Source organism: Methanococcus voltae (assembly GCF_017875395.1).
Taxonomy (GTDB): domain Archaea; phylum AGJL01; class Methanococci; order Methanococcales; family Methanococcaceae; genus Methanococcus; species Methanococcus voltae_C.
The window spans coordinates 33,658-50,475 of sequence record NZ_JAGGMO010000007.1 but is presented as its reverse complement, the minus strand read 5'-3'; the positions used below and the strand labels follow the sequence as shown (position 1 = coordinate 50,475).

Annotated in this window: 15 protein-coding genes and 2 tRNA genes; 14 read left to right on the top strand and 3 right to left on the bottom strand. The window is 27.9% G+C overall.

Translation table 11 applies throughout. The features are described from left to right. Positions 1-228 precede the first annotated feature (228 nt). Positions 229-405 carry a DUF362 domain-containing protein gene (locus tag J2127_RS07370; RefSeq protein ID WP_209732921.1) on the top strand — a complete coding sequence of 59 codons (177 nt, stop codon included), beginning with the start codon at positions 229-231 and terminating at the stop codon, positions 403-405. Between the two features lie 250 nt (positions 406-655). Here J2127_RS07370 and J2127_RS07365 read toward each other — a convergent pair whose 3' ends face one another. Continuing rightward, positions 656-1,837 carry a TIGR00375 family protein gene (locus tag J2127_RS07365; protein WP_209732920.1) on the bottom strand — a complete coding sequence of 394 codons (1,182 nt, stop codon included), beginning with the start codon at positions 1,835-1,837 and terminating at the stop codon, positions 656-658. 269 nt (positions 1,838-2,106) lie between these two features. On the opposite strand from J2127_RS07365, the gene J2127_RS07360 reads away from it, so the two are divergent. The 9 genes from J2127_RS07360 (at position 2,107) to J2127_RS07320 (ending at position 11,632) form a co-directional block, all read left to right on the top strand. After that, complete coding sequence (locus J2127_RS07360; RefSeq protein WP_209732919.1) at positions 2,107-3,618, top strand: tRNA pseudouridine(54/55) synthase Pus10; 1,512 nt, start codon at positions 2,107-2,109, stop codon at positions 3,616-3,618. Positions 3,619-3,936: 318 nt separating this feature from the next. Beyond that, positions 3,937-4,230, top strand: coding sequence for a 50S ribosomal protein L21e (locus J2127_RS07355; protein ID WP_209732918.1), 294 nt, complete (start codon positions 3,937-3,939; stop codon positions 4,228-4,230). 110 nt (positions 4,231-4,340) lie between these two features. Beyond that, positions 4,341-4,664, top strand: a complete 324-nt coding sequence (locus J2127_RS07350; protein ID WP_209732917.1) for an RNA polymerase Rpb4 family protein — start codon at positions 4,341-4,343, stop codon at positions 4,662-4,664. A gap of 315 nt (positions 4,665-4,979) precedes the next feature. Beyond that, a complete protein-coding gene (locus J2127_RS07345; protein WP_209732916.1) occupies positions 4,980-5,576 on the top strand; it encodes a DUF655 domain-containing protein in 597 nt (198 codons plus the stop codon). 207 nt (positions 5,577-5,783) lie between these two features. Continuing rightward, entirely contained in the window at positions 5,784-6,953 is a 1,170-nt protein-coding gene (locus J2127_RS07340; RefSeq protein WP_209732915.1) for a glycosyltransferase family 4 protein, read from the top strand. Between the two features lie 115 nt (positions 6,954-7,068). Next, complete coding sequence (locus J2127_RS07335) at positions 7,069-7,749, top strand: precorrin-2 dehydrogenase/sirohydrochlorin ferrochelatase family protein (protein WP_209732914.1); 681 nt, start codon at positions 7,069-7,071, stop codon at positions 7,747-7,749. Between the two features lie 53 nt (positions 7,750-7,802). Continuing rightward, positions 7,803-9,014 (top strand): glutamyl-tRNA reductase, encoded by a 1,212-nt coding sequence (gene hemA / locus J2127_RS07330; RefSeq protein ID WP_209732913.1) that lies wholly within the window; start codon positions 7,803-7,805, stop codon positions 9,012-9,014. Further along, complete coding sequence (gene hmgA, locus J2127_RS07325) at positions 9,004-10,272, top strand: hydroxymethylglutaryl-CoA reductase (NADPH) (RefSeq protein ID WP_209732912.1); 1,269 nt, start codon at positions 9,004-9,006, stop codon at positions 10,270-10,272. Before hemA ends, hmgA begins: the two co-directional genes overlap by 11 nt. Positions 10,273-10,666: 394 nt before the next feature. Beyond that, positions 10,667-11,632 carry a hypothetical protein gene (locus J2127_RS07320; RefSeq protein WP_245326511.1) on the top strand — a complete coding sequence of 322 codons (966 nt, stop codon included), beginning with the start codon at positions 10,667-10,669 and terminating at the stop codon, positions 11,630-11,632. Positions 11,633-11,744: 112 nt separating this feature from the next. On the opposite strand, the gene J2127_RS07315 is transcribed toward J2127_RS07320, so the two are convergent. Then, positions 11,745-11,818 (bottom strand) — tRNA-Thr (locus J2127_RS07315). A gap of 136 nt (positions 11,819-11,954) precedes the next feature. On the opposite strand from J2127_RS07315, the gene J2127_RS07310 reads away from it, so the two are divergent. Beyond that, positions 11,955-12,027, top strand: a tRNA-Gln gene (locus tag J2127_RS07310). 136 nt (positions 12,028-12,163) lie between these two features. Here the strand turns inward: J2127_RS07310 and priS are convergent. Further along, a complete protein-coding gene (priS, locus tag J2127_RS07305) occupies positions 12,164-13,279 on the bottom strand; it encodes a DNA primase catalytic subunit PriS (RefSeq protein WP_209732911.1) in 1,116 nt (371 codons plus the stop codon). Positions 13,280-13,527: 248 nt separating this feature from the next. Here priS and mfnF point away from each other — a divergent pair, with 248 nt between their 5' ends. From mfnF to J2127_RS07290, 3 genes are all read left to right on the top strand, one after another. Then, complete coding sequence (gene mfnF, locus J2127_RS07300; protein WP_209732965.1) at positions 13,528-14,544, top strand: (4-{4-[2-(gamma-L-glutamylamino)ethyl]phenoxymethyl}furan-2-yl)methanamine synthase; 1,017 nt, start codon at positions 13,528-13,530, stop codon at positions 14,542-14,544. A 145-nt stretch (positions 14,545-14,689) separates the two neighbouring features. Beyond that, on the top strand, positions 14,690-15,889 hold the full coding sequence (locus J2127_RS07295) for an argininosuccinate synthase (protein ID WP_209732910.1): 1,200 nt from the start codon (positions 14,690-14,692) through the stop codon (positions 15,887-15,889). A gap of 267 nt (positions 15,890-16,156) precedes the next feature. Then, positions 16,157-16,537, top strand: a complete 381-nt coding sequence (locus tag J2127_RS07290; protein ID WP_209732909.1) for a YcgN family cysteine cluster protein — start codon at positions 16,157-16,159, stop codon at positions 16,535-16,537. The last annotated feature ends 281 nt before the right edge of the window (positions 16,538-16,818 follow it).

The following is a 16,818-nucleotide window of genomic DNA, read 5'->3' as shown; positions in this document are numbered from 1 at the left end:
TACGATATGGTATGGTATAATTTAAGACCATACTATATTCAAATTATATCTAAGATTCTAAAACTATGAAAAAATTATAAGATATAGTAAATAAAAACCTCGTAAGCTATAAGTTAAATTAAATCATTATTCTTTTATAGTAAAATGGTATTTAATATAATACAATATATATTATTATCTAAATAACTAATAAATATAAAAATAATAAGCTAAACTATTGGTGATATTATGGTATACACTGTAAACGCTGACGAATGTATTGCATGTGGGGCATGTGTTCCTGTATGTGCTGTTGAAGCAATTTCAGAAATGGACGATGGTAAAGCAGTTATTGACGCTGGTAAATGTAACGATTGCGGAGATTGCGCTGACGTATGTCCTGTTGAATGTATAAAACAACAATAAATAGTAAAATATAATGTTAAAAGTGATTACTAATTAATTAGCTAATTAATTAATAGTTAGTTAATTAGCTAATAATTATTTTTAGATATACTTTAATTCACTATATTTTTAAATTCTATTTTTTTTTAAAGTCGTAAATTATACTATTAAACTTAAAACTAAAACTAAAACAACATTTAAAGCTAATTTAAAAATAAAAAATTAAATAAAAGGTAAAAAAATTAAAAGTATTTTTTTAATGGCAATACTATTATCTCATCCAGTTTTCCAATGTGGTTTTTTGCTCATATCTTTTGAGTTTCACAGGATTTTTAGATATATAACCATATTCCCCACCGCCGCCAGGATATATGTTTATAGTATTATCCCTAAATTTTTCTATTGTTTGTCCCACAGTCTCGTGTATGGCTTTCAAATCATCTATATTAGATTTTGTGAGTATTTCAATTTCATTTTTAAAGTTATCTAGGTATTCGCCGTATAAAGTTTGAACAGATTTTGTATTTACGCCTTTATCTATTGAAAATGATATTATTTCAGCCAAAGGTATTATTTTATGATAAGTGGGCCTAAAATCTGGATGAATTACTTTATTATCGGTAGAAAGCTCCCTAGAACGTTCTAGCACTCCTTTCTTTATAGTACCGCCACATTCCTTACATTTAAATTTAAATTTAATTGCATCGTCAATATCATATCTTAAGTAGCATTTAGTACACGCTGTTGTATGATATTTACCCAAATTAGGGTCTAATCCATAATTAGCAACTATTTTATTATTTTTTATTGCATTTTTAACTTCTTCAAAGTTATGTTCCACATCTCCAACATTTGAGATTTCCATTTGATTAAATTCTCTACCCATCCTATGTGGATAAAAGGAATGAGCGTCAGAATTACTTAAAAAAGGTATATCTCGTAATTCTTCAACCATATCTGCCATATCAGTATCTGCAGATAATCCCAATTCGATATAATCTGGTTTTTTACCATAACAATCATAAACTGAATCGTATGTTTTATAAAGACTAGTCCAGGGTGTAAAAACATGTGCAGGACCTATTAAACCACCCAAATCCTTTACCATATCCATTATTTGTTTACCATCTAATGAAACATTTGGCCTACCTTCGTAACTTATATTTTTAGAATACTTTGAAAAATAATTTATTAATTCAGTGGTTTGACCCAAATTTGGCAAGATTATTAAGTGATGAACTCTAAATTTGTCCTCCACCTCTGTTGTCAATACCAAATTATCATTCAAATGGTTTTTTATTTCATCCAACCATTTTGGATTTAAACAATCCCCAGTTCCGATTATATCTAGACCTTTTAACTTCCCATATTTTACAATATTGTCGATACTCATGAATTTAGAGGTTCCTTTTGAATATTTTGAATGTAGGTGTAAATCGATGTTTGCTATCATTTTATCACAAATACTTTAAATTAACTGGTTAATTGGTTAATTGGTTAATTGAGTAACTGATTAGGTTAATAAATTTAATAAATTTAAGTTTACAAATTTTTAATTACGCAATTTTTTTTATTTTATTATTACAATATGCTAAATTAATATACTATAATATCTCGTTATATTGTATAATATTTTATAATATTTTATAGTATATCGTACTAACTTATAATATAATTACGTATTAATTATCATGATTTACAGGACTATTTATTGGTGGAATTATGGACTATGAAAACAAAATATTACAAAAATATAACTTATGTAATAGATGTTACGGCAGAATTTACGCAAAATTAATGAGAATGGGTAACAAAGACAGGGGAACTTCAATAAAAACCGTTATTGCAATGAACTTTGAAAAAAAACTCAAAGAATTATTTGAAGAAAAAAATACTATTATTGAAGCATCCACTCAAACACCATTATCTGAAAGTGATGAAGAAAAAATAAAAAAAATTGATGAAGAAATATATGAAATTCAAAAAAATTTAACAATTCTAAGAAAAACCGGTTTAAATGGAATTAAAAACGAGTATATTATCGAAGAATTGTTAAAAGATGAAATTGATGAAGAGAGTAAAGATGAAAGTAAAGATGAGACTGAGGAAGATGAAGAAAGCTTTAGTGATATACCCCTAACACCCGAACAAAAGTGTCCTTGGTGTAAGGATGTATTTAATATCCAAAATCTTGAAGAAATATCTGACAAAATCGTAGAAGCCCTTTCAGAATATGAGTTTGATAAATTTTTAATAGGCACCAGATTACCAAAAAGAATGAAAGAACTAGAGAAGGATTTAGAAGTTAACTTTAACGAAAGCAATATGGAAAGCTTAAGAAATGAATTTGGTAGGGAACTAGGAAAAATTTTAACGAATAAGTTGAAAAAGCCTGTTGATAAGGAAACTCCCGATATTGTAGTCATGGTAAACCCATACAACCAAAAAATATACTTGCAAATAAACCCAATATTTATTAAAGGTAGGTATAAGAAAACAAAAAGAGGAATTCCCCAAAGCCATTGGGATTGTAGAAGTTGCAGAGGCAAAGGCTGTGAAAAATGTAATTTCACAGGTAAACAATACCCGACCTCTGTTGAAGAAATAATAGCTGAACCAGTGATGAAAATCGCTAAAGGCAGTGGGGAAGCTTTACACGCCGCAGGACGTGAAGATATAGATGTAAAAATGCTTGGAAATGGTAGGCCTTTCGTCATAGAAATAAAAGAGCCAAAAGTTAGAAAAATGGATTTAGGAAAGATTACGGAAGAAGTAAATAAAAGTGAAGGCGTAGAAATATCAAATTTAGAATATGGTGTAAAAAACGACGTAAGGTTCTTCAAAAACGAACCCCATACAAAAACTTACTGCGCTCTAGTTTCAATAGTTGAAGATGAAATAGAAAACTATAATTTTGAAGAAGAAAGGATTAACGAATTATCTGAAAAGCTTGAAAATTTAAGAATCGACCAAAGAACACCACACAGAGTCTCACACAGACGTGCAGATTTAGTCAGAGTTAGAAATGTTTATAAAGCCTGGTGTGAGCCAATCGATAAAAAATCATTTAAATTGACTGTTTACTGTGATGGGGGACTATATATTAAAGAATTAATAAGTGGGGATGAAGGAAGAACTAAACCCTCAATATCTGAAATTTTAGAAGTTCCTTGCTACTGTAAACTACTTACAGTTATGGATGTTCATGACGAAGACAATCCTGCAAATTACTAAACATATTTTTAGATTTTAAAATTTTTGAAAAAAATATAAATATTAAAAATTATAATTAGTACAAATTATAGCACAGAAAATATAATAACGTAAATTATTAATGGATGTATAGGAATAATTATATATATGTAAAATATATATGTAAAAAGATATATTAATCATGGTCATACTATTCATGTTTAATTCGTTATTAATCAAAATCCTAAATAAAATTCTAAAAATTGATTTAGGATAGATTTAGAATATGACGCCAATATGGACCCAATATTTTAAATTATTGGATTAAATAAGTTTATATAGAAACAGCGAGGAGAAACTATGCAAAAAAGCGAAGGATTTAGAAGCAAAACAAGATACAAATTACAAAAACACCCTAGACAAAGAGGTTTATTCCCATTAACAAGAGCTTTAAAAGTTTACAAAGTGGGAGAAACCGTTCACGTTGTATTGGACCCTTCAGTACAAAAAGGTATGCCACACCCTAAATTCCACGGTAAAACTGGAAAAATTGTTGCTCAAAGAGGTAGTTCATACTTAGTTAAAGTTAAAGATGGTGGAAAATACAAAGATATCATCGCAAGACCTCAACACTTGAGAGAATCAAAAGCATAATTTAACTAATTAAAACTACATATTTAAACTAAATATCTAAATATTTCATTTATTTTTTTAATTATATTGTAACGATTTAAATTTACGGATTTTTAATTTTGGTGAACAGAATGATTGGTAAAAAACTATTGGCTGAAAAATACACCACAATTGCTAACGCTACAGAAATCATGAACGCGAGAGCAGTTATTGACGAAATGTCATATGAAAATGGCTGTGCATTAGATTACTTAAACAAATTTTCAGTATTAACAAAAGAAGAAGCTGAAGAGTTATACAAAGAACTTATGGATTTAGGTTTAGATGAAAAAGATGCTATAAAGGTTATAGATATACTACCTGTTGATATGGAAGATTTAAAAGCAGTATTCTATAAAAAAGATGCTCCTGAAAATTCAGAGGCTATATTAGACGCAATCTGTAAATTAATCTAAATAAATATGAATAATTAATTTACAAATCTATTTTGTGATATTATTTTAAAGTAAATTGCTAAATATAAATTTGCAAGGCGTAAAACTTTTTTTAACATATTTTATAATATTTTATAATATTTTATAATATTTTTTTAGTAGTATATTGTTATGGCAGTATATTTTTATATTTTTATATTTTTCAATCTATCTAGATTAATCAATACATTTTTATGCTTCGACAAAGATAAATAATATATTATTTTACTAAAAATTAAAATATTAATCATAACTACGGTAAAAAAATATCATAGAGTTGCTTAATGGGGGCAAAATATGCAAAAAACCCGTAAAAATTACAAAAGAGAATTTGAGGATTACGCGTATGTACTAGATTTTTTACCTTATGGGCGTAGTGAAGACACCAGACCTGACTATAAGAAAAAGGGATTAGTTCAAGCCTTTGGTGAAAAAAACTTTGTATTAATGGAATTAGAGTTAAAAGATGATGTAGATATTGATTTAGCGGAAAAATTATACATTGGCAAACATAATCGTGAAAAGGTAAGTCATGTGTTAAAAATGCTAAAATACGAAGAATTGTCTAGAACCGCTAAATTAGAGTTGGTTCATGTAATAAAAGAATCAATTTTTAATCAGGAAAATAGATTTATAGATTTTTTAAATAGTTGTGATGCAATAAGCCCTAGGTTACATTCTTTACAGATATTACCAAGTATCGGTAAAACTGCCATGTGGAAGATAATAGAAGAACGAGAAAAAAAGCCATTTGAAAATTTTACGGATTTTGAAAAAAGAGTTCATAAACATAATATTGTAGAAGTGATTGCTCAAAGAATTGAAGAAGAGCTAAAAGAACCTCAAAAACACTATTTATTTGTAAAATGGAAAAATAATATACCTAAAAAATAAAAAATAATCTATTTATAATTTTAAAAAATAGATTTAAACTATCTTACATTTTATTTTTAAATTTATTTTAGCTTTATTTTTACGTTTATTCGATAACTAAGTATATTTAGAAATTATTTTGTATATCTTTTAATAATAAAATAACATATTATTATGAGATTAATATAATAACACATATTGTACGTAGATTAACCAGACGGTGATTTTTTGAAAGTCTTAATTCCTGCAATATATCACCCCTACCCGGGTGGTATATCAATACATGTTGAAAATCTAATAAAAAATATGAATCTATTGATAAAAGAAAATAATTACGGTGTTAATTCCAATAAGCTGAATACTTCAGAAATAGAATTTCATATTTTAAACTATAAAGCTAAAACAAAAGAATTTCAAAATGATGTGGAAAACGTAATTATTCATAACGTCCCACATGTTAAAAAATTAAGGGGTCCAACATATTTCCTAAAAGGTTACAAAATAGGCTCTAAAATAATAAAAAACCACAATATAGATTTAATACATAGCCATTATGCGTTCCCTCAAGGATACCTGGGCGCCAAATTAAGTAAAAAGTACAATATTCCCCATATTTTAACGTTACATGGTAGTGACGTTATGAAGTTATCAAAAAATCCCGTTGGAAAACCATTTTTCAAATACGCTATTCAAAATAGCAATGAAATAATATGTGTAAGTGAATACTTAAAAAAAGAAGTTCAAAAAGAAAATAATGTTTCAAAAGTCACAAAAATATACAATGGAATAAATTTAAACATTTTTAACAACGAAAAAATCTCTGATGAAAATTATGGACTATTCATTGGTGCATTTGTAGAGCAAAAAGGCATAAAAACACTGATTGAAGCCATTGCTTTAGTAAACAAAAAAATGGGGCATGAATCCAATTTTAAATATAAGTTAGTAGGAAGCGGAAAACTACTAAATGAAATTAAAGATGTAATAAAAAAGAATAATTTAAAAAATGTAGAAATATTGGGGCAAAAAGATCAGCTTGACGTCTCCAAACTGATTAAAAATTGCAGTTTTTTGGTTTTACCCTCCAAATCCGAAGGAATGGGGATTGTATTATTAGAGGCTATGGCATGTCAAAAAGCCGTTATAGGTACCTCAGTTGGAGGAATACCTGAATTGATAAAACAAAATCATAACGGATATATTGTAGAATCAGAGGATAGCACTTCTTTAGCAGAATTTATGGCAAAATTTATTGAAAATCCAAATATACGAGAAGAATTTGGTAATAATGGATATACTATTTCAAAAAACTATTCTTGGAAAAATAACGCTGAAGAGACTCTTAAATTATATGAGCAGTTATATTTACCGAATAAAAATAATGAAGATAAAAAATAAAAAAATAATAAAGAATTATAAAAAACATTTCAAAAATAATTAATACTAAAAACTTAAAAATTATTAACTACAAATTATAAAACAAAACAAATGTAAAATTAAAAAGATAGATAGTATGATACCATTTTTTTTAGATTTAAAAGACTTTAATGTAGCAGTTTTTGGATACGGGGACGTTTCAAAACGAAGAATATCAAAAATATTAGAAGGTGGTGCAAAAATTGATATTTATTCCCTTGAAAACGTAGAAATATCCGAAGAGTACGCCTACAAAGATATATCATACAAAAATTGTGATATCACTAAACTAACAGATCAAGAGTTAGAAGATTTAATAAAAAAATATGATATAATTGTAACTTCGATAGATAAAAAAAATAACGAAAGAATTGTAAAAATTTCAAAAAATCTAAAAAAAATGATTTCTTCATCCACCTTTGAATCAGAAATAAATTTTATTATTCCTGCGTATTATAAAAAGGACGATATTTGTTTTTCCATTTATACTGGCGGCAAAAGTCCCCTAATTGCTAGAGAAATTAGAAAGTTAGTTCAGAATTATCTAACGGATAATGAATTAGAAATTGAAATTCAAGAAAAAGTTCGGAAATTATTGAAAAGTAATGATAAAACGGAAAATAAAATTAAAAATGAAAATAACCCCGTATGTGATACCAATATTTTTAAAAATCAATCAGGTAGGAAAGAAATATTAGAATTGGCATTTAATGATGAAAATTTTAAAAGAAAGATTTTAAATCTAATAAATGAATATTCTAAAAATAAAAATAAATAATTAAAAAAATAATATAATCATATTTCATTTTTATAAAACTACTGGGTGTATGTATGTTATTGTTTAAAGCAGACCATAAATCTTTTTCTATTGATGAATTGGAAAAATTAAGACAAGATGAAGAGGAATTTTATAAAAAACATAAACATTGTGTATTAGTTCAAACCTGTAATAGGATAGAAATCTATTTTGATGACTTACAATACCAATGTATGAAGGAATGTAAAAAAGGCTTAAACAATGACCAATATATAGCCAAATTAATCGAAGAATTCAAAAATTTTGAAGTTATTAGGGGAAAGGAATCAATTATACATTTTCTAAATGTAGCTTGTGGTATCGAATCAATGGTTATAGGGGAAGACCAAATTCTAGGACAGATTAAAAAAAGCTTACAAAGCTCAAAAGAAAAAGGAAAATGTACTAAATACCTAGAACTAGTATTTTTAAAAGGAATCCATGTTGGACAACGAGTCAGGGCAGAAACTAAGATAAATGAAGGTAGTGTATCCATAGGTAGCGCAGCGTTAGAATTAGTAGAAAAAAACTTTGGATTGGAAAATAAGAATATTTTATTAATTGGAGCGGGCGAAATGGGAACATTAGTTGCTAAAACACTAGCTGAAAAGAATATAAAAGCAGTTATAATATCAAATCGTACATATGAACGTGCAGAAAGACTTGCAAAGGAATTAAAAGGTATTGCAATTAATTTTGACAAATTAAAGGAAGCAATAAATTACAGCGATGTGATTATATGTGCCACTGCATCCCCACACACAATATTACATAAAAAAGATTTGGAAGATATCCAAAATTCTAAGTCATTAGGTGCAAAGATTATAGTGGATATAGCGAACCCTCGTGATGTAGAAGAAAGTGTTTCAGAGCTTGAAAGTATAACATTGTATACAATTGATAATCTAAGAGAAGTTTCAGATACTAATTTGAAGAAAAGAATGGAAGAAATGCCAAAAGTACATAATATTATAAATCAAGAGTATGATGTACTACTTAAAAACCTTGAAAAATTAGATATAGAAGAAATATTAAAAGATTTAAATAATTATTTAGAAGAAATTAGAGTTAAAGAATTAAATAAAGCCATAAAATTGGTAAAAAATAACCCTCAAAAAGCTGAAGAAATATTTAAAAATTTCTCAAAATCACTTACTAAAAAAATTTCTCACGATTATGTAAATTACTCATGCAATACTTCAAAAGATAAGCTTATTAACTCTGTCTGGTGGAAAAATGAACAGTAACGAAATTAAAAGTAAAAACGATGAATTCAAAGAATTAACTTCCAAGGAAATTGAAGAAGTGGTTGAAAAATTAATTAAAAAGGAATTAAAAGTCTACCAATTGGATAAGTTAATTGGTGAAAAGAATGCGGTTGTAGTTAGGAGATCATACCTTGAAAAATTATCCGATGTAAAAACAGAACATATTGGTCATTATACAATTGATGAAAAACCTGCCATGCAAAAGAACATTGAAAATATGATAGGTGCTGTTCAAGTACCTCTCGGTTTTGCAGGTCCTTTGATTGTTAAGGGAGAATATGCAGAAGGTGAATTTCAAATACCTTTAGCTACAACAGAAGGTGCTTTAGTTGCTTCCATAAATAGGGGTTGTAGTATCATATCAAAATGTGGGGGCTCAACCGTTAGGGTAATTGGAGATAAAATGACTCGTGCACCAATTATTGCTACAAAATCAGTCTCTGACGCTTTAAAATTAAAAAATTGGATTGAAAAAAACTTCGATAAAATAAAAGAAGTTGCGGAAAGTACAACAAGACATGGTAAATTAATAGATGTATCGCCAGTTATAATTGTTGGAAAAAATGTCTACCCTAGATTCTGCTTCACTACAGGCGATGCAATGGGTATGAATATGGTTACTATAGCTACTGAAAGAATATGCACTCTTTTAGAGGAAGAAATGGCTAAAATGGAAGTTAAAATAAGTACTGTTGCATTAAGTGGTAATGTATGTGTAGATAAAAAACCATCAGCAATTAACTTAATAGAAGGCAGAGGTAAGAGTATAGTAGCAGAAGTATTTTTAACCGAAGAAATGGTAAACAAATACTTAAAAACTACATCAAAAGCTATTGAATATGTAAATACAAATAAAAATTTAATAGGCTCTGCAATTGTAAACTCTTTAGGATTTAACGCTCACTTTGCCAATATAATAGGTGCTTTATTCCTAGCTACTGGTCAAGATGCTGCACATGTTGTAGAAGGTAGTATGGGAATAACTACTGCAGAATGTCAAGAAGATGGATTATATTTCTCAGTTACATTGCCAGATGTACCAGTAGCGACCATCGGTGGCGGTACTAGAGTTGAAACCCAGCAAGAATGCTTAAAAATATTAGGGTGCTCAGGTAACGGAAACAGCAAAAAATTTGCAGAAATAGTTGCTTCAACAGTTTTAGCAGGTGAATTATCGTTAATTGGTGCTTTAGCAGCAGGACATTTGGCAAAAGCACATTCTGAGTTAGGAAGATAATATATTTTTAATTTAAAAAAATAAACCTATTTTTTTATCTACTATTTTTTTATAGATTATTTTTATTTTACTTTTAATTAACAGTATATTGTATAGTTTAAAAACATATTAAATTTATTAATGTACGTTATTAATTTTTTTAAATAAATTTGTTTAACTGCTCAAAGGTATTAATTATTAGTATGCTATATGAATGCCAAATTTGGCTGTTTAAAAGTAATATTTAATTCATATGAAATAACTCTATTTTGCAAAATTTCACAAAAATAGTTCAAATAATGTATAAGGTATATACCATATGTTTCAAAACCATATCAAAAAGGGTATATGGTGTAAAGAATATAAAAATAATATGGACTATGTTGACTATAATAAATGATATAATGGGGATATTATGTTTAGCTTTTTAAAATCAAAAAAAACTATTGAAAATTACCTAAAAAACATCAAAAGCGATAATATACTCACCATTAAACTATCTGAACCATTAAATTGCTTATTGGATTTTACATACAATTTTAAATGGCAAAGTAATTTTGATGAGGATCATGAGATAACGCCAAATTCTAACATATCTTACAAAAAATTAGTTGAATTTATAAAAAACCCAAAAAATGTTATAATTATTGAAGGGAATGTTGGGAAAAGATTTTGTAGTTCACTGGGTGCTGATTTAAAGTATTTTGGGGGCACAGGGGACACTATTAATGTAGGTACTGTTATTATAAACGGAGATATCGACACAAGATGTGGCATAAGCATGGTTTCTGGTGTAATCTACCAGAGTAAAAAGTATAAAATTAAAGAGCCAGTGGGTAATATAATCGAAATTGAAAGCGATATTAAAGACTACAAAAAGTTCGTATCAATTACTGATTTCTTAAAGAATGGAAATGCCAAAGGCTACAAGATATTGAAGCCCAATAAAATAATATCTGAAAATTTAATAATTTCTGATAAGATACTTAGAGATACTGTTGGAGCTAGACTTGACGAAGATTACATCATAACTGTTGAAGGTAATGTGGATTTAAGTACGGGCATTTTAATGAAAAAGGGTAAAGTTATCGTTAATGGAGATGCAGGTAAAAATACAGGTGCAGTATTAAGAGGGGGTACAGTTATAGTAAATGGAAAAACAGCAGATTTCACAGGCTCGGATATGAAGGATGGTAATATAATTATCAGGGAAGATGCAGGTAAATATCTAGCAGCAAAAGCTAAAAATGGGCATATATATTCAAAAACTGGAAGTTCCATACCACCATTTAAAAAATATCCGTTGAATGAATTTGATAAAAAACTTCTAAAGAGTAATGGAATAAACAATTTAAAAGATTATTGGAAATTTTCTAAATAATCATATCTTTTTAACTTTACTATTTTAAGTATTAATTTTCTTTAAAATAACGTATTTAAAAATAGCATCAATATATTTAAATTAATAAATTCTTTTGTCGTATATTAAAAAAAGCCTCAGGCGGGGTTTGAACCCGCGGCCTCCTGCTTACCAAGCAGGCGCTCTACCAGGCTGAGCCACTGAGGCATTAACATCTTACTTCAATAAGACATTTTAACTATATATAGTTTTCGATGACTAGCCTATAGAAACATTTATATATAATAAATGCCATTCCTATTATGAAGTTAGTTAAAAATATCAAAACTTCGTTATGCAATATAGCCCGGTAGTGTAGAGGCCAATCATTCGGGTCTTTGGAACCTGAGACCGCGGTTCGAATCCGCGCCGGGCTACTTTTTATTTTAGAAGTATATATCTGTAAATTTAAATATATAAATGTAAATTATATTAAAAATGTTTGAGTTTTAAAAAGAGAATATAAAAATTAGAATATTAGCCTATTAAAAATTAAAAGTTAAAAAAATTAGATTAGTATTTTTCCAAAATTTCAAAATTTATTCCGTGCCCATATAAAAATAACAATAAACTAGCCGGAACTTCTTTACTTTCTTTAGTATATTGCTCATTTTTAATAGTAACTTCATCAATAGCAGTATTTATTTGTATATCATAATAAGTTTTGGAAAATTCTGAAAATACTGCGTCAGATAACGGTTCGAAAAAACCATTTGATAGGGTATCATACTTTATTTCTTTAACCATGAATCCAGTGAAGCCGTGTAATGAACCAACGGTTCTTAAAAGCCTAATGTCATCGTCCATTACTTTTTCATCCAGTTCCAATCTATTTTTAGTTTTATTTATTATATCTAATAGTAAAGGTTTTGATTTTTCCCGAGTGGCTTTATTAAGTTCCTTATCCCAGTTGTTTGTATTTTTAAATGATTTAATTGGAAATTTATTCTTTTTAAACTGATTCGTTAAAATTGTCTTCCAAGCACTTCCCATATGATTTAAACTTAAATTTTTACCCAATATAAATTCGATAAAGTATCTACGCTCATTTTTACCCCAATGTTCAATTTCTTCTTTTATTTGCTCATCTTTAGGGTCAATATATATGTGATATCCCCGATTACCTGAAAAAACTATTTTTAAATCATTTTTAGAAAATCCGAAAAATGGAATTAAGTATTCGTCAATTAAAATAAGAGTTTGATTTTTTGCTTCTTCTAGGCAATGTTCGCATAACCAATTTTCGTCGTGCTTACATTTCTCGGTTTTATGTGTATCAATATCAAATGCTATTTCTCGCCTAAATAATTTCTTTTGATTAGCACCCCCCATATTTTCAGGATGTTCCATGTAGGATAATGACTTATACAAATGAAATGGAGAGTTTTTAAGCACCCATTTTAAGTAATCAATATTGTTCTCGAAACATATGTTACGATTATCTACTTTTTTTGTGATGCCAAAACCTATCTCCCTATGAGGTAAATCTGTTGGTATTTCTAACCACTTTCGTTTTATCGCATATTTAAAGTATTCACTATACAAATTAGATATTTCACCAAATAGGGAATTTTCATCCTTCGAATCATTTTTAGAATCTAAATTTTGGGTTTGAGGTACTGATTTCATAATATATCAATCTTAACAGAATTTAAAGAATTTAATAAGCTATTATTCCATATTGCAAATTATTATTTTTATGTATAACATATGGATAAAATTTTAGTTAAACATTTGATATATCTTTTAAATTATATAATGTTTTATATATTTCATAAATATATTAGTCTACTAATTATCATAATATTTAAAATAATTAATAATATATTAGAATGTAAGTATAACCATAATTCAGTGAAGTTTAAAGAGGGATTTTTATTAAAATTATTGGCGTAGATATTGGCGGAGCAAATACCAAAATAACAGAAATTGAGGAAAATGGTAAACATAGTATAAAACATATATATTTACCAATGTGGAAAGAAAATCATAGATTAACCGAAGTTCTCAAAAATAATTGCCCAGAATCTGATTTTAAAGTAGCATTGGTTATGACTGCTGAACTAGCAGATTCCTATGCTACAAAAGAAGAAGGGGTTATTGCGATACTTGACGCAGTTTTAGAGGCATATGCTGATAAAATACCTGTTGAAAACATTGCAGTATTTGATACTGAAGGGAATTTTATAAGTGTTGAAGAAGCTAAAAATAATCATATGCGCGTTTCAGCATCTAATTGGAGAGCTACAGCCGAATTTATAAAAGAAATTGATGAAAATTGCGTATTTGTTGATATGGGATCCACCACTACAGATATAATACCTATAAAAAATGGCAAGGTTTTAGCTAATGATAATGATTTAGAAAGGTTAATGAACAACGAATTATTGTATGTTGGAACTTTAAGAACTCCATTATCCTTTTTAGCTAATCAAATTAATTTTAGAGGTACTTTATCGAATGTATCTTCAGAATACTTTGCAATTACAGGAGATGTATCCATTATAATGAATAAAATATCGGAAAGCGACTACACCTGTGAAACTGCAGATGGTAAATCTACAAGTGTAGATGATAGTTTAATTAGAATATCAAAAGTATTATGTGCTGATTTAAATCAAATATCTAAAGAAGAAGGCATACAAATTGCAAAGGAATACTATGAAGTATGGAAAAAATTAATAGACAATAATGTATCCGCTGTTTCTTCAAAATATGGGTTATCAAATGTTATTATCACAGGACTTGGGGAAAAAATATTAACAGATACTTTAGAGTCAAAATATAATATCAAATCAATCACGGAATTATACGATAAAGACGTAAGTTTGGCCACGCCAAGCTATGCTGTTGCAAAAATAATGTATAATGAATTTCAAAAATGTAAAAATTAATAATATAATAAAAAAATACATGAAAATGAAAGATATAAATACATAATAAACTAATGGAATAATAAATAACTTAAAATAATTATACTAAGTATAATAATTAAATCATATGGAATTATTTAAAACTAGATTAAATATTGGTGATTATATGGAAAACGAAAACAAGAAAATCGCAGTATTAGCATACTCTGGTGGATTAGATACAAGTTGCTGTTTAAAATTATTGGAAGACAAATATGATTACAGCGTGGTTTCAGTTGCTGTTGATGTAGGACAACCTGCTGAAGATTTAATTGAACCAGAAGAAAAAGCTAAAAAATTCGGTGTTTTAGAGCATTACACTATTGATGCCAAAGAAGAATTTGCAAAAGATTACATATTTAGAGCTATTAAGGCTAACGCTTTGTACGAAGGTTACCCATTATCAACAGCTTTAGCAAGACCGCTTATAGCTGTTAAAATTGCAGAACTTGCAGAAAAATTAAACGCATCAGCAATTTCACACGGATGTACTGGAAAAGGAAATGACCAGTTTAGATTTGAATCAGTTATGAGAGCTAAAACTCCTTCAATAGAAATTGTAGCACCAATAAGAGATTTAAACTTAACAAGAACTGAAGAAATTGAATATGCAATGGAAAAAGGTATTCCCGTACCAGTAGACCTTGAAAAACCTTTCAGTATCGATGAAAACTTATGGGGTAGAAGTATAGAAGGTGGAGTACTCGAAGACCCAATGTATGAAACTCCAGAAGAATGCTTCGCATGGACCACAACTCCAAAATTAGCTAAAGATGAAGAAGAAGTAGTTACAATCGAATTTAAAGAAGGCGTTCCTGTTAAAATAAACGATGAAGAAATGGAACCTGTTGAATTAATAAGAAAAGCAAACGAAATTGCGGGAAGAAATGCAGTTGGTAGAGTAGATATCATAGAAGACAGAATTTTAGGTTTAAAATCAAGAGAAAACTATGAATGCCCCGGTGCTTTCTTACTCATAAATGCCCATAAAGCTCTTGAACAAATTGTATTAACCCGTGAAGAAATCAAATTTAAAGAATCAGTAGATTTCATGTATGCAGATTTAATATACAGAGGTCTCTGGCATGAACCTTTAAAAGCAGATTTAGACGCTTTCATTGATAAAACACAAGAAAGAATGAACGGTATTGTAAAAGTTAAATTATACAAAGGTTCTTTAAGAATTGTAGGAAGAAACAGTCCTGACGCTATTTACAATGAAGAAATGGTTTCATTTGAAAATAAAGAAATGGACCAAAATGAAATTGTAGGCATGGTTAAATTCCACGGTCTTCAAGCTGCAATATTTGAAGGTCTTAAAAAATAAGATAATTGCTAAATAATAATTAATTAGTAGCTAAAATTGTAAAATATTGCGAAAATTAATTATTAAAACAATATCATACATATTATACTTTTTAAATTTAAAAATTTAATTTAATAATATTTTTTTGATGTTGTAATGCGTAATTTTTTAAAATTTTTAATTTTAAAGTTCATATCACGCGTTAGTTTCATAATTATCTTTTTTACCCCGGCTAATAAACTATTATAATATGATGCTATTTAAGGTATTATTAACTCAGGTGAAAAGTTGAATTCAAAAATTTTAAAAAGAAGTTCTATAAATTACGATAAAAATCATTCAATAAATATAAGCGAAACTATTTTTCCCGATGAAATTTGCAAGCAATGCGGGAGATGTTGTATTGTACACGCCTATGAAGATTATGAAGGCGAAAAAATGAACGTAGTATATTGCAAACATCTAAACTTAGAGACTAAAAGATGTAATATATACAAAGAAAGGTTCCACAACGAAAAAGGTTGTTTATCGATGATGGAAGCTATTTTAGTAAAAGCACTACCAAAAGATTGTCCATATGTAGCCCACGTTGAACATTATCAAGAACCAAAGATATATGAAAAAATTAGAAACTCAAAAAAAGACTTAAGAACAATTAACGAAGAATAAATTACGATATAGCATATATAATCTACTAAAATTAAAATTAATAAGTTATTTAATATTATAATATAATTTTAAAGTATTATTTAAAGTTATTTTAAATATAAATCTTTTATATTATTTTTTTTACAACTTCATGCAATATAACATATTGTCAATATATTTATTTACAATTAATTACAGAGTATGAATAACATTACTTCGATAAGCAAGTTCAAAATAGGTTAAAAATTAAATATTGAAGAATGTTATGCCCAACATTACCACAATTATTTATGAATAGTACA